Origin of the sequence: Enterobacter sichuanensis (assembly GCF_002939185.1) — a bacterium.
Lineage (GTDB): Bacteria > Pseudomonadota > Gammaproteobacteria > Enterobacterales > Enterobacteriaceae > Enterobacter > Enterobacter sichuanensis.
In genome coordinates this window covers 49,391-70,898 of record NZ_POVL01000023.1, presented here as the reverse complement: position 1 = coordinate 70,898, position 21,508 = coordinate 49,391, and the positions used below count along the sequence as shown (strand labels likewise).

Below are 21,508 nucleotides of genomic sequence, written 5' to 3'. Positions count from 1 at the left end.
TTAACAATAACATTAAAAACACGACAAAAACCGTTAATTTATGGAGCGTTGTAATCCAGGGAAAACGGTATATTGAAAGTATAAATCTTCCTGCTTCAGGAGAGATTTGCCTTCTGCTACCTGAGTTTAGCGGCTTGCACGCCATTATTTTTCTCATTAAGAATACGCGATGCGCAAACCCAGGTAATCCAAGCTGCTCATAGAAAAGATAATCATTTATATCTAAGTATTGTTTACTATTCAGAAGATGAAATGCTTTTGAAAGTTCCTGAGAGTGTTTCCGATAAAAATAAACGTATAAAACCAAAGAAACAAACAAACTTAAAAATACACAAGAAAGCAGTATCAGGCGCATTGATTCGTACACCTACCCCGAAAAAAAAATAAATTACATGACTTAATTACGCCGGCATGATTAACACAAAAAAATTCACATAGTAATAAACGTTTATACACTACCAACACTTGCCATGACTAAAAGCAGTATAAAAACAGCAGCCGTGAATTTTATTTTCTTGTCATATGAATAAACCCAGGAGAGTTCAAAGCCGGACAAAACATCATGACATGCATGAGATTGAAGTCTTCGAGAGTCGGTTAGCTTAACACTTTTTCCCCGTAATAACCTTGATAAAATTGTGATACGGAAACCGAAACCCCAGAACCCCAAGCCTTCCCAAACTTGATAATCTTCCTTCCTTAATAATCTGGCTTGCGTTAATGCATTATATATTTCCGAAACTTCACCCGAGTGCTTTCGATAATCAATATAAAAAGTAACCATCAGGATTAAGAACAGAGCAAAAAGAGACATCACAAAAATGGAGAAAATATCATTAGCAATCATCTCTTTCTCCACTGAATATTAAGATACCGATCTTCTCGCCAACAAACCCATCTACTTTCGTACCTCCAGCAGCGCCAGCAGCATCTATGATTAATCCGTAAACAAGCGCTCCAGCCCCGGCAGTCGGGACACCTAATGATTGTTATCCGTTGAGAAAGTGAATACAAAAACTATTTAATGAAGGTTATAAAATATAATCCAACAATCAGCCACAGAGTGAATATTAACGCCTGTATTTTATAACGACGATGTAACTTTAGCATCCAGCCAATTCTTTCGTCCGGTAATGACTGTACGTATTTATAAGCTTCTTCCTGCACAAACCTTTCATGGGTAAACTTCATTCTGACGCCTTTATAAAGGCGTACAAACCAGATTATTTTTTGGTAATTAGCCAGTGAACCAAAAAATGAAGCGTAGTTTGTCACAAGATCCAGATCATATCCTTTGCGCCGGTAGTCTGAAAGTAGCTGATTATAATCATTGTCGTGCTTTTTAAAAAAACGAGAGCTGAATAGGTCCATGATTACAACAATCAGAAACAAGACCACAATAAGAAACAATAGTAAACAGTCCATATACACCATAATTTACTACCGAGACTGACGAATCTGCACTCGTCTTGAGCATCATTACGAGTGGTGACTTGAAAACGCGATATGGTGCAGTCAAATATCCTGGTAATATCTGTGAAACGCTATTTTTGGACATTGAGCAGACGAATCGCGTCGCTTTTGGCGATTAAGCTACATTTCAATACCTGATAATGACCCGGTGCAGTACCGCCTACTTTCTCTTTCAGCAAAGAAATAATCATCTTGTCAGCTTTTTCAAAATTCTCAGCAGGCAGATCGCTTGCTTCGAGCCATGCAGTGGCACTGGCCTCTGCATCATCCTTCAGGCTTTTACTCTCTGCAATCTTGCCGATGCATCGATTTTGCACCCAGTTTTCAAAAATTTGTTGCTGAGAAAAAACACTCACATCAGGAAGTGTTTGAGCATAAACAGCAGAAGTATTTAAGGCCAATACAATCAGCAATAAACGTTTCATTTCAGGCTCCAGAATGTTGCGTTGGTCGGAATAAATGAACCATTGCCAGGAGAGCCAAGAAAATGACAATCATCAGAGCAAATATTTCCATTCCAGAGTGTTACATGTCCGGTTGCATCATACCAGCCATGTCCGGTAAAGATGATAATGCCCTGCTTGCCTGCAAATTGTGCAGGAGTTGGTGAAGAGACTGACATATCTGCACTGCCCAGTACTGTGGGTAGAAATGCAATCATATCTTTGACACGGAACATATATCGCTTTTTGTCGTTCCCGGTCACTGTTGCATATTTACTATTAGATGGAATCCGAATACCACAATAATTTAAAACGTAGCTCATACGAATGGGGCAGGCATTTTTAAAAATACCGGCATCAATATTATGCTGAACTTTCCCACCCAATAACTTGCCAACCTGTACTACGTTTACGTTCACTTCTCTGAATCGGTTCCAGGCGGCACCAAAAGCAGGACGCATGTGAGACATCTTGTTTCTCCTTGATAAGAAGCTTAGGGTAAAGTGAGCCCTTTCGGGCCCACTATTATTAGGCTTCTTTGTTCTCTTTGATGTTCCAGCCAGCGCTGCTTTCAGCACCTTTACCACCAGACGTGGTCTGCTCCCAGTACTGCTGTTTCACTTTCGCAGCCTGGAATGCATAGGTCACACCAACGGTATCGCCGTTGTCTGCACCGGTGTACTGAACAGACGTGACCAGCACATCTTCCAGGGTGATGCGGGAGTATTCCACCTGCTGGCCACCGGCTTTACAGACGGACAGCTCAACTTTGGTCAGGTGTTTACCGCTGGCGCAGTGTTTCAGGATTGCTGTGGTGGATTTGTCGATCAGGGCGTTAACGTGCAAATCGTTAAAGTTAACTTTACCGGCACCGCCGCCACCGCCAACGCTCATATTACCTGGCTGGGAAGCGCCCCAGGAGAAGGAGGTAATATCAGTCCAGCCGGTGTGGTTAGAATCTTTAGATTCGCCAGTAACACCCTCGACCTTCAGAAACATATCAATAGCCATAATATCTACTCTTCGTGGATGAACAATATTGCTTTCGAAAAAGCACTTATATGGCAAACAGGAAAGCATGGGGCTGAATAAAACCGTCCATATTTTACCTCTGCCTCATATCAAATGACCCGTGTCATTTGACAGTCTTACATTCCCCCTGAATGAACGGAAAGAATGTGAAGTCTTTTACTACTGCGGGTTATCCTGAATCCAGGTACGATCAGGATCGCCAATAATGACTTGCGGAACCAGTTTGTTCAGTTCGTCGCTATGATAAAGACGTAAACAGTTTAAGGTTACGCCTTTGACATCGGGTTTTCGCTCTGAATGAAAACCATTAACTTGATTTTTATATTTCCCAATAAGTGCGTTCACTTTATCAGTACCATTTTCGGCATCAAAAGGTATCCACTCAATGAATGCACTCGCACTTCGGGCCGCATCAACAGAAAACTGGCTGCCTTTATCTGCCACTTGTGCAAGACAGCGCGCCAGAACTAAATCTTTTAAAACCTGCCGGTATGTTTGCTTCTGATAAAAATCAGGATAGTTATTTTCGGCACACACATAAAAAGTCATAAACGCGAGGAAAAAACAGAAATGTTTCACCTTATATCCTTTGCCATAGGTCCCACAGCGCATCAGCCATCCAATTCCAGCCGGTTCAACAATGGATCGTTCTATAAACCAGTCCGATGCTGACAGGGGCTTAATTCTCCCATTCCATCAGTAATGATTTCGGAAGCCCGCCGTTTGCCCTCCTGCTCAGATAAATGAGCAAAGCGAGAATAAAGAAACTCATAAATCGTATTGGGCAAAATGGGATGACCTTTACACCATGCCTTCCCCTCTGATGCATCCACCACGCCTAACAGATACATATCCGCTTTAATGCGCTCACGTTCATTCGTTTTTGAAAGCCAGGCACTGGCGAAGCGCGCGGCACTGAGATTCAAATCGTACCCCGTTAATAAGCCCGGATCGCGAAGCAAATTTGACGTATCATCCTGCGGTAATGCTGTTGCGTCAGGACAAGGATAATTTTCCGTTTGTGCCTCAGCCAGAGGGGCGATGAACAGCATAGCGATAGTCAACAGGGTTATTTTATTCATAGTAAGATCGCGTAGTGGACTATCTATATAAAATATAAGCCAGCGTGAGTTCCTAACGTTTCTCTTTCCATTTCTCTGCGACAACGTATATTCCTGTCGCTAATGCATTAAGTCCAGCACATAAGAATCCATGCATTGCGATTCGCGGGACATCTTCCGGCCAGTCAAAGATAAACAGATAGTAGCCGGATACCGTCACAAACAGCATGAACGAAATTATTAGCAATATATAAACGGTTAAATAGCTGATGAATTTTCGTATTAACGCTTTCACAGTCAAATTCATTAGCTATCTCGTATTCACCTAAATGTTGCCGGCCCTCCAGGGCCGGCACTCATTATCACGCGTCTTTCGTCTTCAGCGACGGCAGTTTTGACACCAGACGCAGGGACACAGTCAGCCCCTCCAGCTGGTAGTGTGGACGCAGGAAGAACTTCGCGGCGTAGTAGCCCGGGTTGTCTTCAATCTCCTGCACCTGCACTTCCGCAGCCGCCAGCGGTTTGCGGGATTTGGTTTCCTGGGAGGAGTTCGCCGGGTCACCGTCCACGTAGTTCATTACCCAGTCGTTCAGCCAGCGTTCCATCTCCTCGCGCTCGCGGAAGGAGCCGATTTTGTCACGCACGATGCATTTCAGGTAGTGAGCAAAACGGCAGCAGGCGAACAGGTATGGCAGACGAGACGCCAGGCGCGCGTTAGCGGTTGCATCCGGGTCATGGTACTCCGCCGGTTTTTGCAGAGACTGCGCGCCGATGAAGGCAGCGAAGTCGGAGTTTTTGCGGTGAACCAGCGGCATAAAGCCGTTTTTCGCCAGCTCGGCTTCACGACGGTCGCTGATGGCGATCTCGGTTGGACATTTCATGTCCACGCCGCCGTCGTCGCTCGGGAAGGTGTGGCACGGCAGGTTTTCCACCGCCCCGCCGGACTCCACGCCGCGAATCGAGGTGCACCAGCCGTACTCTTTGAAGGAGCGGTTGATGTTGGCCGCCATGGCATACGCGGCGTTCGCCCACGCGTAGCTGTTGTGGTTCGCGCCGTCGGTCTGCTCTTCAAAGTCAAAGCTGTCGACCGGGTTAGTGCGAATCCCGTATGGCAGGCGCGACAGGAAGCGCGGCATCACCAGGCCCAGATAGCGGGCATCTTCAGATTCACGCAGTGAACGCCAGGCGGCGTACTCGGTGTTCTGGAAGATTTTGGTCAGATCGCGCGGGTTGGCCAGCTCCTGCCAGGACTCCATCTGCATCACGCCCGGTGCGGTACCGGTGATGAACGGACAGTGGGCCGCCGAACCGATGCGCGCCATTTCACCCAGCAGTTCAACGTCCTGCGGGCTGTGGTCGAAGTAGTAGTCGCCGACGATGCAGCCAAACGGCTCACCACCAAACTGACCGTACTCCTGCTCGTAGATTTTCTTGAAGATTGGGCTCTGGTCCCAGCCTACGCCTTTGTAGCGTTTCAGGGTACGGCCCAGCTCCTGCTTGGAGATGCTCATAAAGCGGATCTTCAGCATCTCGTCGGTTTCAGTGTTGTTCACCAGGTAGCTCAGACCGCGCCAGGCGCTCTCCAGCTTCTGAAACTCTTCGTGGTGAATAATCTGGTTTACCTGCTGTGACAGCTGCTCATCGATACCCGCAATCAGGTTCTGAATGGTGCGGTAAGTATCGTTTGAGAAGGTGACGGTATTTTCCAGCGCCTGTTGCGCCAGGGTTTTGACCGCGCTTTCTACGGCGGAACGCGCCTGGTCGGTTTTCGGGCGGAACTCTTTGTTCAGCAGCGCGCTGAATTCATCCTGGCTGAACGCCTGACCCGTCTGCTGCTCATGTTGTTGAGTCTGGTTGCTCATCGATTATTCCTCGCTACCTTTCGCGCTTTCGTCATTTTTCGGCAACTGGCTCAGGGATTTGAGCAGTGTCGGATCCTGCAGAATTTTAGCGATCAGCTCTTCCGCACCGTTTTTGCCGTCCATATAGGTCAGCAGGTTGGAGAGTTGAGTACGCGCTTCCAGCAGCTTGTTCAGCGGCTCGACCTTGCGGGCCACCGCATCCGGCAGGAAGTCGTCCATGCTGTCGAAGGTCAGATCGACGTTGAGCTTACCTTCGCCGGTCAGGGTGTTGTCCACCTGGAACGCCACGCGCGGCTTCAGCGCCTTCATGCGTTCGTCAAAGTTATCGATGTCAATTTCGAGGAATTTGCGCTCATCCACGGCCGGCAGGTTTTCCACCGGTTTGCCGACCAGATCGGCCATAACGCCCATCACGAACGGCAGCTGAATTTTACGTTCTGCACCGTAGATCTCTACGTCGTACTCGATCTGCACGCGGGGGGCACGGTTACGTGCGATGAATTTCTGCCCACTGTTACTCATTGCCATGATGTTCTCCATCAAAGATGCGCGGTGAAGGTGAAACGGCAGGCTCCATGCCTGTCGTCATAATGCCTGGACGCGTTATTCGCGGCGTCCAAAGATGTTTTCCAGTTGGTTAACGCCGTCTGGCGCCAGGTCGCGAATAATGTCCATAAAGTTAAGTTCTGACAGCCGCTGCACCCGTTCAATCATCAGCGGTGCGGGGTGGCTCGGTTCGTACTGTGCAAAATACTGCTTCGCTTTTTCCAGCATCAGCTGGGCATCGGCGCGGCTGGTGACCTGCACGCTGCGCCAGTCGGTGACCTGCTGGACAGGCTGCGCGGCCATCGGCTGCGAGGCGGCGGGCTGTTCAGCCTGCGCCTCACGGTTTGGCAGCAGCTTGCTGATGTCGGTCACCTGACAGGCGCTGGCCACCAGCCCCACGGTTTTCAGCAACTGCTCCATCTCCGGCACTCCGCTCTCGCCGAGATAGCCGGTGAGCAGCTCGCGGATCGCCAGCAGCCGTTCGTTAATGACGATAACCGCTGCGGTTCCTGGCTGGTCGCCGCGGGAGAGCTCGTCAATCAGCCTTGGACGGCCACCGGGATAGTCCGGACACTCCGTCTTACTGCCGTCCAGCAGCGCCTGGGCATCACGTAGCGAAATTTCATCGCCGTTTGAACGCAGCAGCGAGGCGTTTCGCACCGCGACGGTGAGTTCAGACTTGTCGCTCAGCCCCGCCAGGGCGTTAATGCGGTAAAACGGATCGGTTTCGCCATACTCTTCCAGCAGCGGATAGAGCGGCTCCCAGTAACGGGTGATCGCCTCCTGCACCAGCAGTAATCCGTCTGCGTAGCCGGCCAGCCCGCGACGGCGTGTCCAGGCATGGGTTAACGCCAGCAGCACGCGAAGATCTTTGGTGCGGGTCAGCAGGCTGGTGGCGAATTTTTCCACCGTGTTCCAGTCCGCTGGCTCTGCCGGGATAATGGTGTCGCCAAACTGCTGTTCCGCTTTCCCGAGGCTTGCCTGGTTCATGCTCTGAAAATCAGCGTCGTACTCCAGGTTTTCGCCGCAGGGCTTGTCGGGGCTTATTGGCGCGAGAAATTCTTCGATATTCATAAGATCCCTGCTTATTCAAACATGGGCGGATAGAGACCGTGACGGCCCGGGCGGGCCCCCCCTGCCGGATCGAACAGCAGGGTGAAAAGCTGCCCGGTAAAGTTACCGCTGTGAACGTGGGTGTACAGCGGGTAACCGTCGCAGCGGTTGGTCCACCAGTAGCTGGTCTGCCGAAGGGGATCAAAACATTCTGCCGCCTGTGGCCAGCCCAGGGTGTTCTGACCATCCTCGTCATAACCGATCACGTCAAGGATGTCGGAACGCTTTTGCGGCTCGACGGGCTGCGGCGCCGGAATGGTCATCAGCATTTCATCCAGCTGCGAGGCGGAAAAACTGTTGCGCACCGCGTGCAGACCCAGGCGCCCAATCTGCTGGTACCAGCTCTCAGCCTGGCTGAGCAGGCTGGTCGACCATTCAGACGGGGCGAAGCTCAGCTGCAGGCACACCGGGTACTGGCGGCCAACGCTGTCGCGGCCGGGCAGCAGACAGCCCATCTGGATCATCTGGCTGCCCAGCATCGGCGGTACAACAAAATTCCAGACCGGGGCTTTGTGAAACTGGCGCTCGCCGCTGCGCTGCTCTTCCTGTTGCCAGGCCAGCAGACCGACCTGAAACCAGTGCGACCACTGGCGCTGTAAGGTGTCAGGAAAGCGGCGCTGCAAAAAATCTCCGGCGCTGGGTAATTTGCCATACCAGCTGTAGCGGTTCATCGCAGGGGTATTCGTCATACGGCTGTCCTTGCGGTTATGGGCATGAGAAACGAGGAAGCTGGAACGGGTTGCGAATGCTGTTTGGCGCAAACTCCAGCGTAACCTGATGTCCGTCAACGTTGAAGGTGGCCTGACGGCTCAGGCTCCCCGCCCCCGGGCTGGTGCTCGCTTTATCGAAGAAGCGGTTCAGTGCCCAGGCGCCGTTGGTCACCAGCGTTGCCGTGCTGCCGTTCGCCAGGCCCAGCTGCATACGCACCTGGTTGGTACCGCCCGGCCCCGGCCAGTTCATGATCTGCACGGCCTGCGGGCCATGGCTGTAGCGCAGCAGCTGGCCGTCAACGTCCAGGGTCAGGTTCAGAATGGTGTTATCCATTCGCACGGTGCGTACCGTCACCTTGAAGGACGGCGTGGTTGCCCCGTTAGCAAAGAAGGCATCGCGAATAGACTGGGCCTGCTGGAACGGTCTCAGCAGCCCTTCGCTGCCCGGCAGCGTTTTACCGTCGATGCCCGGCATAAAGCGCCAGTTCGCCTGGGTGGTGTCTACCTTGTTGGTCAGGTTGTCGCGGAAGAAGGCGTCCATCAGTCCGGTGCCCGGCGCAAACATGCGCGCCAGATCGTCAGGGGTCACCTCGGTGCTGGCGCTGCGCACCAGCGGGTAGCGACCGGCAATGGCCTGACGGCAGAAACCACCCACCTCAACGCTGATTCGCTTACGCACGTTTTCCAGGTCACGGCGCTGAGTGTCGCTGCTGGCGCCTACCGCCATATTGCTGAACATGGTTTGCAGCCCGCCCGGCAGACGACCGGCGCTGGCCTGCAGGCGGCTTATCGCCTCGCCACCCGGGGCCGGCATGCCGCTGTTGGCGGCGTCCTGTACGGCGGTCAGGTAACGATACAGCTCATCCACCTGCTTGAGAAAATCATCAAAGACGATGGTTTTCCCGCCCTTCTCCAGCGGCTGGGCCAGCTCAATCATCGGCGCATAGTGGTCGGTCACCAGCTGCTCCGGCGCCTGGGTAACCACCGCAGCCTGCGTCGGGGCATTGTCATTATTGCTGAACAGCGCTTCCAGGGTGCGGGTCGCCCGGTTGCTTTGCTCCTGTGCTTTACCCGCCTCTTCCGGCGTCGGTGCATTACGCGACAGCGTCAGTACCTGGCTCAGGTTCTGCACCAGACGGCGCAGCGGCGAGTTTGCGCCCGAGAGCAGGCGCGCGGTGTTGATGCGCTGGGAAAGATCGGCGCTGTTATTCAGCTGAATGTCGGCAAGAAAGCTATCCCAGTTAGCGATAAAGTCGCGCATGTAGAGCTGGCGCACGGCGTTATCGATCTGCTGTTTATCCTCCTGCGCGGTGCTGGCCCCCAGCACCCAGGCGTCGTCCTCGTGCAGTGCCGTGGTGACGCTGTCAATCTGGCTGTTAAAGCTTTTCCAGTAGCCGTCCGGCGTATAGAGGCCCGGCACACCTTCACTCACCGGCTTACCGCTTTTGCGGGAAAAGACCAGCTCGCTCTGCGGTCCGCCCAGGTCGGAAAGGGAGACCGGTTTAAGGTTTTCATCATGCTCCAGCAGGCGCTTGAGACGACCGTACACGCGCGTGGAAAGCGGCTGCTGGTTGATCATCGCTCTTTCGCGCGCCACCAGGGACTCGTCCTGCGCGTACGGGGAGGCCTGAATTTTCGGCTCCAGCAGCTGCGTCAGGTGCCATTCAAGCTGCTGCAGCTGCGCCTTCGTCACGTTCTGCGGCAGGTTACGCTGCAGGTTGAGCATCACCCACGAGTGCAGGAATTTACCGTCATAGTGCTTCGGCTGGTAGAGCATCTGATAAGCCTTCAGCGCTTCATAGCTGTATTCCACATCGCTGCCGTTGTCGTTACGAAGCCAGGTGGTGATGTGCATGGCGACGGCAGGCAACAGCATCTGATCCAGCGCTTTCTGGTACAGCGACTGGGCGGCGTCGCTGACGTCATCCCCACGGTAAAGCCCCATACGGCGGGAGACCGGCGGGTCGTTGACGTCAAAGGCGTCGCTTTTCGGCAGATCTACCAGCCCGTTCAGCAGCGGCAGCAAATCGAACAGATCGCGCTGAGGCTGGTTCTGCAACGCTTTGCTCTGCTGGTCCAGTAGGGGTACTTTCGCATCCACCTCGTCCAGATAAGCCTTGTTTTTGGCATAGCTGGTCAGCCACAGGCCACCCAGGATCACCAGCAGGGCCAGCAGCGCCGCGTAGCCAGACCAGATCACCGCCCGGTTGCGCAGTTCCCACCAGCGGTTTTCACCGGCGATGCCGGCTTCCTGGAAAATGACGTTTTGCAGCAGGTTTTTAATGAAGAAACTCTGGCCTTTTGCGCCCGGAATAGGCGCTTCTTTGCTGACCGAATCCCAGTGTGCTGACTCATCCCCTTCCGGCAGCGACAGCGCACGGTTCAGTTCGCCCATCACCCGGTCGAACGGCATCCCTTCCTGAGTACCGCTGGCGAAGTAAATCCCGCGTGGGGAGAACTCGGTTTCAAAGTTGGAGCGGGCGAAGACCGTGCTCAGGTAATCCGCCAGCAGCGGACGCAGGGCAGCGAACTCCTGCGGGAAGAGATACGCTTCGGCACGGGTTTTAGCGTCATGCTCTTTGAGCATGGTTTCCGGCAGCCCGGCATCCAGGCGCTGCTGTAAAAGCGAAAACTCCTGGTGGAAGTTGCCCATCAGGTCGAAATCGGCGTGTTTAGTCTGCTCCCATGGCAGGGTAAAGCCCCAGATCTGGTCGCGCTGCGCTTTGTCGTAGTCGGCAAACCAGGCGCGGAAGCCTTTAAGCAGGTCGGCCTTGGTTACCATCACGTAGACCGGGAAGCGAATGCCCAGCTGTTCATGCAGTTCAGACAGACGCTGACGCAGGTTCACCGCCTGCTGACGGGACGCCTCGGCAGACTGGGTGAGCAGGTCAGAAATGCTGATGGTAATGATGACGCCGTTGATCGGCTGGCGGCGGCGATACTTGCGCAGTAGCCCCATGAACTGCAGCCATTCGCCGGCGTCCTGCACCTGCTCACTCTCCTGCGTGGTGTAGCGACCCGCCGTGTCCAGCAGTACCGCCTCGTTGGTGAACCACCAGTCGCAGTTACGCGTACCGCCAATGCCCCGCAGCGCGGTCTTACCGAACCGGTCGGCCAGCGGGAACTGCAGGCCGGAATTCACCAGCGCCGTGGTTTTCCCCGAACCTGGCGCGCCGATAATGACGTACCACGGCAGCTGATAGAGATATTGCGTGCTGAAGCGCTGCGTCCACTGGGCACCCTGTCCCGCTTTGCTGAAGTGCGCTTTTTTCAGCATCTGCGCGGCTTCATCAAAGCGGCTGGCGAGGATCTGCTCCTCGTTGTTCAGCCGTTTCTGCGGATCCGCCGCTTCCGGGCTGGTGGTGTTCTCATTGAGCTTGTCCATCAGCTTGCGGTTCAGCCAGGCATTGTACAGCCGCGGCAGAATGTGGCCCTGCGCCCAGAGCAGATAGACCACGGCGATGCTGATAATACGGTTCTGCTCAGATTCAAGCGGTCGGGTGTCCACGATGGACAACAGGGGACCAATCATCCAGATCACCGCCGCAAGCGCCGTTACGCCGAGGAAGCTCCACAGAATGCGGTTGGTCAAAATGGAAAGAAGTGTAGTCAGCATCCTTAGTTTCCTTGCGGCAATCCGTTCAGCTCAGCCTGCGTATTTTCAGGCGACACCAGCAGAGTAATTTCCACACGGCGGTTACGGGCACGGTTTTCTGGCGTCGTGTTCGGCGCTACCGGGTTAATCTCGCCCCGCCCTTCCGCTTTCACGCGGGCAGGCTGAGAGAGGCTTCCCTGCAGCATTTTTTGTACCGAGCGGGCACGTTCCAGAGAAAGTTCATAGTTAGAGGCAAAGCGCGCGCTGCGAATCGGCACGTTGTCGCTGTAGCCCACCACCAGAATTTTGCCGCTGACGTTATTCATCGCCTGTGCAATGCGGTTGATGACCGGTTCATAGCGGTCGCGCACGACGGTCGAGGCGGAGGCAAACAGACCATCACCCTTCAGGATAACGACGCTGCGGTCCGCTTCGTCCTTCACCGCCACCAGACCCGCCTCGATTTCCGGCTTCAGGAAACCACGCAGATTGAGCACCGCGGGCATCTGGCGTGCCGGTTGCTGGATGGTGGTTTCCGGCAGCTGGGACTGGTAAATCTTCGCCAGCACCGGGTTGGTGTTGTCGCCAAGACGCCAGTTGAGAATGATGTAGAACAGGCAGGCGATAAACCCGGCCAGCGCCACGCAGGCCCACAGGGGCACCATCGGCCGCCACAGTTTACGCAGCACCGGGCGATCTTCCGGATGGGGCGAGAGCGGCGGCGGGTAGCTGCCGCGCACGCCGCGGATCATCTGCCACAGACGCTGCTTGATGGTGTCAAGCTGGGTGCGGCCATTGTCCAGCACCCGGTAACGTCCTTCGAAGCCAAGCAGCAGACAGTAGTTGATCATCTCCAGCAGCAGGATATGCTCGCGCGGGTTTTGCGACAGGCGCGCCAGCAGTTGGAAGAACTTCTCGCCGCCCCACGTTTCGTTATGGAACGTCACCAGCAGCCCATTGCTTGACCAGACGCCGCTGCTGCCCCAGGGGGTAAGCGCGGCGGCCTCATCGAGCGCTGTGCACAGGCAGTAACGCGCCCCGACGATCACTTCGTAGGGCAGCCCCGCCTGCTGGCAGCGGACTTCGAAACGGCGAATCTCATCGATCAGACGCTGGCGCAACGCCACCTGATCGTCATGCGACACCGAATGACGGATCTGCGGGATCGCATTAAGCAGCGGGTTGGCGGCCGCCACCAGCTGATTGTTGCTACTGGCTCCGGTAAACGCGGCATCACTGCCGGTGTCCTGTCGTTCCTGCATATTAAGCGCTCGCTTTATTATTCTGTCGGGCTACGGATGGCCCAAAACTCCATATCCAGCCCCGGGAACTCCCCTGCAAGATGCAGGGCGAATGCGCCGGACTTATCCATCTCGTGCCACAGCTCGCTGCCCTTCTCGAGCTCGAAGTAGCTGTAGCCGGCATGCCACGGGATCTGCGGCGGCGCGACCGGCATGGCGCGCAGCATTATGCCCGGCAGCTGCAGCTGGACCAGATCGCGGATTTTTGAGACTGGTGCGATCTTCATCTGGGCCGGGAAATGGGTTTGCAGGTGTTCGCCTGGCACGTTGGCTTTTACCGCCAGCACGAAGCCAAACTCACGCACCATGCTGGTTTCAGGCACCGTGGCGATGTTCAGGCCATGAGAGCGCTCGTTAAGCGGCAGCTGGATCGCGTGGTCTTCCATCACCAGCGACAGTCCCTGACGCAGCATCAGCATCAGTTTGCTGAAGCAGTTTGCCAGATCGTCATGATCGTAAATCGGCAGCACGCTTTCCGCGGTGCGTTGCGAAGTCCAGGTGGTGAGCTCGGTGGCAAACGGCAGCCAGCTGCGCCACAGCGTTTCCGGGTGCACCAGCGGGAGGGTTTTTAAATGAGACACCTCACCCAGATGACGGTTAACCAGCGACAGCAGCGTAAACTCGATCATTTCAGAGGTGTTGAAGCGGCCGGGCTGGCGCAGACGACCGCCAATCTGCTGGCTGCGCTGCACCAGCAAGCCGTGCAGATCGTTAATCATGCTGTAGATCTGCGGGCTGTTGTTGGCGTTCAGCATCGGCGGGATGTAGCTGTTATCGAGCCGCACGTGGTTGTCGTTACGTTTCTCAGCCACAAACGCCACGCCGATGGCGGTCCATTCAGCGGTGAGATCTTTTTCCAGCATCAGGGTCAGACGCAGGCGGCCAAACTGGACGGTGGCATCCCCCACCGACATGGCGTTATCGTCTTCCACCTCTTGCTCGAACGCGATAAAGCGCGCCAGTGAGGCTGGCTCTTCGCTAAAAATCACCTCTTCTTTCTCGCCACGACGAACCGGCAGCGCGAGCACCACCTTTTCATTGGTGAGGTTGTCAGGAATTTTCAGCGGCACAGGACCGTTGCGCCCGTTACGCACCTGGAAGAAGGTGCCGTCCGGCAACAACCCGCTGCAGTAGCTCAGGGCAATGCATCCCTGGCGAAGCATCGCTTCATCCAGTTCAACGTCGAGAAAGCCCCACAGATAAGAACGCTGCAGCGCACCCCATTCACGAACATGGTTGAGCAGATAACTTTCAGTCCGCTGAAAATGGTGTGGACGCAGGAACATGCCTTCGGTCCAGACGACCTTTTCTGCTTTGGTCATGATGATGTGTTTCCTGTTATGAAGCGCGTTACTGGCTGATGACCCGAATGCCGTTCACGTCGAGAAAGACGTTGGCCTGAAGCTCATCTGCGGACCATTTCCAGAACTGGTAGATATGATTTTCGCCAGGCACAGGCAGAGGGAGTGAAACGCGCCATTTTTTGCCATCCAGCATCTGATATTCCGCCATCACACCGATGTAGCGGGCCTCCGGAGAGCTTTGCCCGCTGAGGGTTTTAGACAGTTGTCCCGGCATCAGGAAGAAAACATCGCTGTTCAGCAAATTCGCGCCAAGCGTGGCTGACGCGTTGTTTTGCAGGGAGTAGAAGTCGCTGGACATAAAATCCGCATCGGATTTCAGCAACAACACCCGAACCTTAAGCGGCGCAGATTCATTGATTTGTGGATGGGCCTGAAACTGCAGATTGTAGCGGGAAGGGTCGCTGTGTGAAGACGACGTACAACCACTGACAAGGGCGAAAACCACCGCGTAAAAGAGTAACCACAGCGTATGAAAATTTTTATTATTCATAAAAATGCGCTCATGACGCCGTTAGTTCAGGATCCAGGTACCGTTAGCGCTGTCTTTGCAGGCTTTGCTGTTACCATCGACATCAACACAGGTCGCTTTTTTACGCACCTTAGGACGAATGGCCTGTTTACGCACGGCAGCTTCATACTGATCGGCTTTAATCACGGCACGCATCGGGACGTAACCAATCAGCTGATCGTTACCTTCATCGGCAAGCGCCATCCAGTAGTGTTCAACCTGCCCCAGCACCACGTACGTTTTTCCGGTATCGAGCGTGCGGATAACCTTGCCGCCAAAGTCAGGACGGCTCATCAGGGAGGCCGGATACATGGCACGATACGGTGCGTTGACCGGCGTGAACTCCGTCGGCGGCGTCACCGCATGACGGTGGGTTAAGGTCACGCCGTTGACCTGGCTGGTCTCGATCGTATCGTCATTGATCACAGGTTTCTGCGGCGCTTTACAGCCCGCCACCGCCATTACAAACAGAAGTGAAAACAGTACGCGCATTTTCATATGCTTTTCCGTAGCGATATTTCGATGATGGAGAAAAGGGGATGGAGTTTGACTTAAGTGCTATTGTTAAAATAGCCAGGATAATTTCGGGGCGTTACTGGTTTACGGGCATAGCTACCGCACGAGCCCTTCAGAATAAGGCCCTGTGTCTTCCTGACATATTTTGACAAACGGTAAACAAGTTTACATGAGCTTCGCATCAATTCAATATTTACCGCCACGGAAGTGGTGGTTAATGAAGCAGTCGGAAAATTATAGGATTAATCTGATCAAATGGCGTGAAATGTCTTACATGCGCTTATTTCCCCACCAACGCTCATTCTAATACACTGTTTTAAAAAGGAAAAACACCAAAAGAGAACCAGTTTCATTAACCCAATACGGCTATTATCGCCACTACCATAATTAGTAGAATTCCCGTATTCGTGATGTCAGAAAAATATATCGACGATGAATTATTTGTTGCACTAACAGGGCATCTTTAATATTTAACGCCATTCGCGATCGCCATTCAGACATTTCCTTTATGCTGCGCGGCGTTAATTTCACAGCTCAAAATAAGTTATATTTCATGTTGTGATAATTCACCACTTAGACATAAATTATATCCATTAATCATTAAGCCCGAGTAAACCTTTCCGGCTTTATCTCCAGTGAAAAATGCGCTTCATCCCAGGCCGGGCGTGATGAATGGCTTTTCCCTACCCTCATCTGTTTCATTCGAAATTTTAATGATGCTACATCCGCCGTGCTCGTTGCCATTTATCGCACCTACCGCTTGATAGATAAGATTTATTATTAAAATGATAAAATTTCGTTATAATTTCTTTAAATCTTTAAGCAACACGTCAGATAATCCACTGAATTAAATAACATTTTAGATAAGTCATTTTGCAGTGCCGCCTCACCTGCGTGAGCCGGGCGTCATTGCTGTTACTTATTGCCATTTCAGTGGTTTTCGTGATGCCGCCGTTGTAAGACTGAACAGATCAGGAGTTGGTATGAACAAGAAAAGACGCTCTGTACCCGGTATCAGACATTATGCGGGTCCTGCCGGAGGCTGGGGCGCGTTGAAGGCCACTGCCATCGCGGTACGTACCCAAATGGATACCTTTGATGCCCCGGCGACGCTGCTGCGCACCAATCAACCTGACGGTTTTGACTGCCCGGGCTGCGCGTGGCCTGATAAAGAACACAAATCAACGTTCCAGTTTTGTGAGAACGGTGCCAAAGCAGTGACCTGGGAAGCGACCACCAAACGCGTGACCCCGGCGTTTCTGGCCGAAAACAGCGTCACCTCGCTGCTGGCAAAATCGGACTTTGAACTGGAAGGATACGGTCGGCTGACGCATCCCCTGCGCTATGACAGGGAAAGCGACACCTTCAGGCCTGTGGAATGGGACGAGGCGTTTCAACGCATTGGCGAGGTGATGCGCGGGCTCGACCCGGACCAGGTTGAGTTCTATACCTCCGGACGGGCGTCGAACGAAGCGGCGTATCTGTTCCAGCTGTTTGCCCGGGAATACGGCACCAATAACTTCCCCGACTGCTCGAATATGTGTCATGAAGCCACCAGCGTCGGTTTGCCACGTTCGATTGGCATCGGCAAAGGCACCGTCTCGCTGGACGATTTCGACAAGACTGAACTGGTGATCTCCATCGGCCATAACCCCGGCACCAACCATCCGCGCATGATGGGCACCCTTCATGAGCTGTCCCGGCGCAATGTGCCAATCATCGTTTTTAACCCGTTACGCGAGCGCGCGCTGGAACGTTTTGCGGATCCGCAGAGCGTGATTGAAATGGCGACCTACGGCTCCACGGATATCGCTTCAACCTATTTCCAGGTGAAGGCCGGGGGCGATGCCGCCGCGCTGAAAGGTCTTGCCAAACATCTGCTGGAAATGGAGGCCGAACGCGGCGGCGTGCTCGACCATGCCTTTATTGCGGAACACACCCAGGGCTTTGAGGCGTTTGCCGCGGATATCGCACAAACCCGCTGGGAGGATATTGAGCGCGAGTCGGGTCTGAGCCAGGCAGCGCTCAAAAAGGTCGCCGGGGCCTATGCGAAATCGAATGCCACCATCATTACCTACGGGATGGGGATTACCCAGCACAATAAAGGGACGGCCAATGTCCGCCTGATCGCTGACGTGCTGCTGCTGCGCGGCAATATTGGCAAACCCGGCGCGGGAATATGCCCGCTGCGCGGCCATTCAAACGTGCAGGGAAACCGCACCGTCGGGATTAGCGAGAAGCCCACACCGGCCTTCCTGAACCGTCTGAAGGAGGTGTTCGGTTTTGAGCCGCCATCTCACCATGGGCATGACGCGGTGCAGGCGACGCAGGCGATGATCGACGGCAGGGCAAAAGCGCTTATCTGCCTCGGCGGTAATTTTGCGGTGGCGATGCCCGACCATGAACGCGGTTTTCCGGCGATGGGCACTCTGGATCTGAGCGTCCACATCGGCACCAAGCTGAACCGTACGCATCTGCTGGTGGGTAAAGAGACGTTTATCCTGCCTTGTCTGGGTCGTACCGAGCTGGATATGCAGGCAACCGGCCGTCAGTCCATCACCGTTGAAGACTCGATGTCGATGGTGCATGCCTCTTCCGGCAAGCTGAAACCCGCCTCACCGTTGCTCCGGTCTGAACCGGCTATCGTCGCCGGTATGGCGAAAGCGACCCTGCCGGCCACGCGCGTGGACTGGATGACGCTGGTTGAGGATTACGACCGCATCCGCGATCTGATCGAGCAGACCATTCCAGGCTTTGAGCACTATAACGCGCGGATCCGCGTTCCCGGCGGTTTTCGGATGCCGCTGCCGCCAACGCAACGTATCTGGCCAACGGCGACGGGAAAAGCGATGTTCTCGGTATTCGACGGTGTTCACGAGAACGCCAGCGGTGAGGGTGAGCACGTTCTGCGCCTGATCACCCTGCGCAGTCACGACCAGTACAACACCACCATTTACGCCCTCGACGACCGCTATCGTGGCGTGTTTGGTCGCCGCGACGTGCTGTTTATGAACGAGGATGATATGGCGCAATCAGGGCTGGAACACGGCGACCGGGTGGATATCGAAACCGCCCTGCCCGGCAGCGTGCAGCGTCTGGAAGACATCACCGTGGTGGCGTACAGCATCGCCCCGGGCTCTGTCGGCGCCTACTACCCGGAGGCCAACGTACTGGTCCCGCTCAATTATCTGGACAAGGACAGCGGTACGCCGTCTTATAAATCGGTTCCGGTTCGCATCACCCTGCGCTCAAAAGAGATCCGCATGCTGTAACGCCGTTCGCGCAGAGAAAAAGATGGATATTAAACAGTTAAAATATTTAATCGCACTCGACGAGACCCGGCACTTTGGTAAAGCGGCCGCCCAGTGCAACATCACCCAGCCGACCCTCTCCATGCGTATCCGCAACCTGGAGGAGGAGCTGGGGCTGGTGCTGATTGTGCGCGGACAGCGCTTTGAAGGGTTTACGCCGGAGGGGGAACGCATTCTCGCGTGGGCTCGCGCGCTGCTGGCGGCGCACGACGGGTTACAGGCGGAAGCGTCGCTGTGCAAAGGCCAGGTGGTGGGTGAATTACGCCTGGGGATGGTGCCGCTGGCGAGCGTGGATCCGATGATCTTCATTCGCCTGCTGACGCAAAAATACCCGGAGCTGACCTACAGCCTCTATTCCATGTCCTCGGCGCAGATTGCCGATGGCGTCAGCCGCAACCAGCTCGAACTGGGGATTTGCTACCTGAACAGCATCGACACCAGCCTGTTCGACATTATCCAGTTGCCCAAAACGAAGATGGGCCTGCTGCACGACACCCGCCATTTCCGGTTAAGCCAGGAGAGACTGACCTGGCCCGATCTGACGGCGTTTCCGCTGGGGTTTCTGACGAAGGGGATGCACTACCGGGCGCATATGGAGGCCAGCTTCCAGTCTGCCGGCATCGAACCGACGTCGGTGTTTGAAAGCGACTCCACGTACCAGATCATTCAGGCGGTTCAGAGCGGCGTGTGCTGTGCCGTGATGCCGCTGAACAACGGGCTGGAAGAGTTGAACAGCCATTTCAGGATAGTCCCGATTGCCGACGCGGATATCGAGGCCCCTGTCGGCCTGATTATGCGCCGACAGAAACCCGTCTCCTCGCTGGCGCTGCGCTGCTTTAACGACGCGCAGGGGATTTTTCAGTCGGACAGTACGGCGTAAGCCTGACGCGTCACCACGCTAAAACCGCCGATCAACACCGCGTCGCAAACGGCCCGGTGTGCTGGTGAACTCACCAGCGCGTGGAGCGCATCGCGAATGGCGTTCAGGGTTTCAGGCGAGGTGTGATGCGAGGTGATGAGCGGCAACCCAGGCGTCAGGGGGGTGCGGTCAATGACCGCCAGCCCCGCAAGCCGTTCCGGCTCGTGATGCTGGAGCAATGCCCAGGTAACGCAGTCGATGGCCGCGATATCCCCTGCCCCGCGTTTGACCTCAATCAGCGACTGGCGATGGCTGCCGCTAAAGGACGTTTGCGCGAAAAACGGGCCGTCCTTCACCAGGGGAGCCACTTTTTTTCGCAGCGCATGATAGCCGGACTGCGAGTCGGCCGAATTACAGACCGCCCGGCGTCCGCGAAAATCAGCCAGCGAGAGATGCCGATCCTCCGCACGCACCGCCAGCACGCTGCGGTACTGATACCCTTCACAACCGGGTGCCGTGTAGTGAAAACAGCCAACCACCTGCACGTCAGGGAGCCGCGTGACCAGCGGATAACCACAGGTCTGGCTGAGAATAAGCCCGGGCTGTTGCCAGTGCGTCAGCAGTTCAGACTCCGGCCAGTCCGGGTCACCCTCGACGGGCACACCGCGCGCGGCCAGCAAACCTTTTACCGTCCGCCTGAGCGCGCGGGTGTCAGCGCGATCTACCGCGTACATGGGAAACGCCAGCAGGTTACTCATACTTCTCCCCTTGTTGAGCTCCGGGATGAACGGTGACATCGACGGGCGCGGCCCAGAACTGACGTAACCATTCGCCATAGCCCCTGACGAGAAAACCGTGGTTTCGCTCCCGGTACGCCTCCCGGTTCTGCTGGTAGATACGCTTCAGCGCGTACCAGGGGACGCCAGGTAAATCATGGTGTACTGAATGGTAGTTGAGATTTAAAAACAGCATCCGCCAGAACAGCCCGGCCTCGTTGATGACGGAGCGCGCGAACGGGTCATCGGCCGCACGGTGTTCGTAAAACGATCGGACCTTGGTCAGCGCCAGCGCCGGATAACTGACCGCCAGCACAAACCAGACGGGGGAAAAACCGACGTGCGTCATCCAGGCGAAGAGTGCCGCCAGCAGCGTGATGTGAACCAGCCACATCGTCATCGCCCGAAGCTGTAGATAACGAAACGCCGCGACGGCGCTGCCCAGCGTCTGCAGAATATCCAGCAGCGGCGCCAGCAGCAGCCGTCCGGCAAAGGTGTTTCGGGCGCGGATCGCATGCTTCTGCCAGGGGGAAAAGCGCGCCCAGCTCTCCTTGGTAAAATAGTACGACTCCGGATCATCCACCGGATGGGTCAGGCTATCGTGCCGGTGGTGGGCCAGATGAGAATCCCGGTACAGGCCATACGGATACCACACCGCCAGCGGGAGCGTGCCAAACAGCTGGTTAAGCCAGGCAAAACGCGTGGGGTGTCCGTGGATCAGTTCATGCTGCAGGGACATGTACCAGGCGGTAAACCCTGTCAGCAGCAGCGTGGCGGGCAGCAGGCCGAGCGTTTGCCAGAACGCCAGCGTGGCAAACCAGCCCGCATAAATCGTCACGATCAACAGCCAGGTGGGCAGTTCGCTTCGCCACAGAAATCCCGATGCGAGATGGTGGATTTGATTGCGTTGTTGCGGATGTAAATAGAGGGAGCTTCGTTTACCCATTCCTTCAGACGCCGTTTCGCCAGAGACAGTGCCCTGACGATCGGGGATAACATCTGAAATCACAAACAACTTAAATCGCTTTGCTTTGCCAG

General features: G+C 54.9%; 20 protein-coding genes. 2 read left to right on the top strand and 18 right to left on the bottom strand.

All coding sequences use genetic code 11. The features are described from left to right. The 16 genes from C5687_RS25065 to C5687_RS12210 all read right to left on the bottom strand — a co-directional run. Nucleotides 1-355 (bottom strand): hypothetical protein (locus tag C5687_RS25065; RefSeq protein WP_238380475.1); only part of this gene is annotated, 355 nt, incomplete at its 3' end. Between the two features lie 93 nt (nt 356-448). After that, complete coding sequence (locus C5687_RS12290) at nt 449-847, bottom strand: hypothetical protein (protein WP_104557019.1); 399 nt, start codon at nt 845-847, stop codon at nt 449-451. A 697-nt stretch (nt 848-1,544) separates the two neighbouring features. Next, nucleotides 1,545-1,898: a T6SS amidase immunity protein Tai4 family protein gene (locus tag C5687_RS12280; protein ID WP_045285508.1), complete on the bottom strand. Its 354-nt coding sequence runs from the start codon at nt 1,896-1,898 to the stop codon at nt 1,545-1,547. Further along, nucleotides 1,895-2,386 carry a type VI secretion system amidase effector protein Tae4 gene (locus C5687_RS12275; RefSeq protein WP_104557017.1) on the bottom strand — a complete coding sequence of 164 codons (492 nt, stop codon included), beginning with the start codon at nt 2,384-2,386 and terminating at the stop codon, nt 1,895-1,897. Before C5687_RS12275 ends, C5687_RS12280 begins: the two co-directional genes overlap by 4 nt. A 58-nt stretch (nt 2,387-2,444) precedes the next feature. Continuing rightward, nucleotides 2,445-2,927, bottom strand: coding sequence for an Hcp family type VI secretion system effector (locus C5687_RS12270; protein WP_008502640.1), 483 nt, complete (start codon nt 2,925-2,927; stop codon nt 2,445-2,447). A gap of 180 nt (nt 2,928-3,107) precedes the next feature. Continuing rightward, nucleotides 3,108-3,497 (bottom strand): T6SS amidase immunity protein Tai4 family protein, encoded by a 390-nt coding sequence (locus tag C5687_RS12265; protein ID WP_104557020.1) that lies wholly within the window; start codon nt 3,495-3,497, stop codon nt 3,108-3,110. Between the two features lie 101 nt (nt 3,498-3,598). Beyond that, nucleotides 3,599-4,030 (bottom strand): Rap1a/Tai family immunity protein, encoded by a 432-nt coding sequence (locus C5687_RS12260; protein ID WP_104557016.1) that lies wholly within the window; start codon nt 4,028-4,030, stop codon nt 3,599-3,601. A 341-nt stretch (nt 4,031-4,371) separates the two neighbouring features. After that, entirely contained in the window at nt 4,372-5,871 is a 1,500-nt protein-coding gene (gene tssC / locus C5687_RS12250) for a type VI secretion system contractile sheath large subunit (protein ID WP_047958910.1), read from the bottom strand. Nucleotides 5,872-5,874: 3 nt separating this feature from the next. After that, nucleotides 5,875-6,399 (bottom strand): type VI secretion system contractile sheath small subunit, encoded by a 525-nt coding sequence (tssB, locus tag C5687_RS12245; protein WP_008502644.1) that lies wholly within the window; start codon nt 6,397-6,399, stop codon nt 5,875-5,877. A gap of 75 nt (nt 6,400-6,474) precedes the next feature. Then, entirely contained in the window at nt 6,475-7,491 is a 1,017-nt protein-coding gene (gene tssA, locus C5687_RS12240; protein WP_094919229.1) for a type VI secretion system protein TssA, read from the bottom strand. Nucleotides 7,492-7,502: 11 nt separating this feature from the next. Next, nucleotides 7,503-8,219 carry a type VI secretion system-associated protein TagF gene (gene tagF, locus C5687_RS12235; RefSeq protein WP_025756847.1) on the bottom strand — a complete coding sequence of 239 codons (717 nt, stop codon included), beginning with the start codon at nt 8,217-8,219 and terminating at the stop codon, nt 7,503-7,505. Nucleotides 8,220-8,235: 16 nt separating this feature from the next. After that, nucleotides 8,236-11,856: a type VI secretion system membrane subunit TssM gene (tssM, locus tag C5687_RS12230; RefSeq protein WP_088244256.1), complete on the bottom strand. Its 3,621-nt coding sequence runs from the start codon at nt 11,854-11,856 to the stop codon at nt 8,236-8,238. A gap of 2 nt (nt 11,857-11,858) precedes the next feature. After that, entirely contained in the window at nt 11,859-13,097 is a 1,239-nt protein-coding gene (locus C5687_RS12225; protein WP_104557015.1) for a DotU family type VI secretion system protein, read from the bottom strand. A 17-nt stretch (nt 13,098-13,114) separates the two neighbouring features. Then, nucleotides 13,115-14,458 (bottom strand): type VI secretion system baseplate subunit TssK, encoded by a 1,344-nt coding sequence (tssK, locus tag C5687_RS12220; protein WP_047958914.1) that lies wholly within the window; start codon nt 14,456-14,458, stop codon nt 13,115-13,117. 28 nt (nt 14,459-14,486) lie between these two features. Next, nucleotides 14,487-14,990 (bottom strand): type VI secretion system lipoprotein TssJ, encoded by a 504-nt coding sequence (gene tssJ / locus C5687_RS12215; protein WP_047958915.1) that lies wholly within the window; start codon nt 14,988-14,990, stop codon nt 14,487-14,489. 21 nt (nt 14,991-15,011) lie between these two features. Continuing rightward, nucleotides 15,012-15,506 carry a hypothetical protein gene (locus tag C5687_RS12210; RefSeq protein ID WP_025756852.1) on the bottom strand — a complete coding sequence of 165 codons (495 nt, stop codon included), beginning with the start codon at nt 15,504-15,506 and terminating at the stop codon, nt 15,012-15,014. A 1,001-nt stretch (nt 15,507-16,507) separates the two neighbouring features. Between C5687_RS12210 and C5687_RS12205 the strand changes: the two genes are divergently transcribed. Together C5687_RS12205 and C5687_RS12200 are read left to right on the top strand one after the other, a co-directional pair. Then, on the top strand, nt 16,508-18,796 hold the full coding sequence (locus C5687_RS12205; protein ID WP_104557014.1) for an FdhF/YdeP family oxidoreductase: 2,289 nt from the start codon (nt 16,508-16,510) through the stop codon (nt 18,794-18,796). Between the two features lie 22 nt (nt 18,797-18,818). After that, nucleotides 18,819-19,715, top strand: coding sequence for a LysR family transcriptional regulator (locus C5687_RS12200; protein ID WP_104557013.1), 897 nt, complete (start codon nt 18,819-18,821; stop codon nt 19,713-19,715). Here C5687_RS12200 and C5687_RS12195 read toward each other — a convergent pair. Further along, nucleotides 19,694-20,452: a phosphate/phosphite/phosphonate ABC transporter substrate-binding protein gene (locus tag C5687_RS12195; protein ID WP_104557012.1), complete on the bottom strand. Its 759-nt coding sequence runs from the start codon at nt 20,450-20,452 to the stop codon at nt 19,694-19,696. The genes C5687_RS12200 and C5687_RS12195 overlap by 22 nt on opposite strands. Continuing rightward, nucleotides 20,445-21,416, bottom strand: coding sequence for a fatty acid desaturase (locus tag C5687_RS12190; RefSeq protein ID WP_104557011.1), 972 nt, complete (start codon nt 21,414-21,416; stop codon nt 20,445-20,447). Before C5687_RS12190 ends, C5687_RS12195 begins: the two co-directional genes overlap by 8 nt. Nucleotides 21,417-21,508 lie beyond the last annotated feature (92 nt).

What these genes read in the sequence shown, in the direction of transcription:
- C5687_RS12290 (WP_104557019.1), bottom strand. Translation starts at nt 847, where the DNA reads ATGATTGCTAATGATATTTTCTCCATTTTTGTGATGTCTCTTTTTGCT.
- C5687_RS12280 (WP_045285508.1), bottom strand. Translation starts at nt 1,898, where the DNA reads ATGAAACGTTTATTGCTGATTGTATTGGCCTTAAATACTTCTGCTGTT.
- C5687_RS12275 (WP_104557017.1), bottom strand. Translation starts at nt 2,386, where the DNA reads ATGTCTCACATGCGTCCTGCTTTTGGTGCCGCCTGGAACCGATTCAGA.
- C5687_RS12270 (WP_008502640.1), bottom strand. Translation starts at nt 2,927, where the DNA reads ATGGCTATTGATATGTTTCTGAAGGTCGAGGGTGTTACTGGCGAATCT.
- C5687_RS12265 (WP_104557020.1), bottom strand. Translation starts at nt 3,497, where the DNA reads ATGACTTTTTATGTGTGTGCCGAAAATAACTATCCTGATTTTTATCAG.
- C5687_RS12260 (WP_104557016.1), bottom strand. Translation starts at nt 4,030, where the DNA reads ATGAATAAAATAACCCTGTTGACTATCGCTATGCTGTTCATCGCCCCT.
- tssC (WP_047958910.1), bottom strand. Translation starts at nt 5,871, where the DNA reads ATGAGCAACCAGACTCAACAACATGAGCAGCAGACGGGTCAGGCGTTC.
- tssB (WP_008502644.1), bottom strand. Translation starts at nt 6,399, where the DNA reads ATGGCAATGAGTAACAGTGGGCAGAAATTCATCGCACGTAACCGTGCC.
- tssA (WP_094919229.1), bottom strand. Translation starts at nt 7,491, where the DNA reads ATGAATATCGAAGAATTTCTCGCGCCAATAAGCCCCGACAAGCCCTGC.
- tagF (WP_025756847.1), bottom strand. Translation starts at nt 8,219, where the DNA reads ATGACGAATACCCCTGCGATGAACCGCTACAGCTGGTATGGCAAATTA.
- tssM (WP_088244256.1), bottom strand. Translation starts at nt 11,856, where the DNA reads ATGCTGACTACACTTCTTTCCATTTTGACCAACCGCATTCTGTGGAGC.
- C5687_RS12225 (WP_104557015.1), bottom strand. Translation starts at nt 13,097, where the DNA reads ATGCAGGAACGACAGGACACCGGCAGTGATGCCGCGTTTACCGGAGCC.
- tssK (WP_047958914.1), bottom strand. Translation starts at nt 14,458, where the DNA reads ATGACCAAAGCAGAAAAGGTCGTCTGGACCGAAGGCATGTTCCTGCGT.
- tssJ (WP_047958915.1), bottom strand. Translation starts at nt 14,990, where the DNA reads ATGAATAATAAAAATTTTCATACGCTGTGGTTACTCTTTTACGCGGTG.
- C5687_RS12210 (WP_025756852.1), bottom strand. Translation starts at nt 15,506, where the DNA reads ATGAAAATGCGCGTACTGTTTTCACTTCTGTTTGTAATGGCGGTGGCG.
- C5687_RS12205 (WP_104557014.1), top strand. Translation starts at nt 16,508, where the DNA reads ATGAACAAGAAAAGACGCTCTGTACCCGGTATCAGACATTATGCGGGT.
- C5687_RS12200 (WP_104557013.1), top strand. Translation starts at nt 18,819, where the DNA reads ATGGATATTAAACAGTTAAAATATTTAATCGCACTCGACGAGACCCGG.
- C5687_RS12195 (WP_104557012.1), bottom strand. Translation starts at nt 20,452, where the DNA reads ATGAGTAACCTGCTGGCGTTTCCCATGTACGCGGTAGATCGCGCTGAC.
- C5687_RS12190 (WP_104557011.1), bottom strand. Translation starts at nt 21,416, where the DNA reads ATGGGTAAACGAAGCTCCCTCTATTTACATCCGCAACAACGCAATCAA.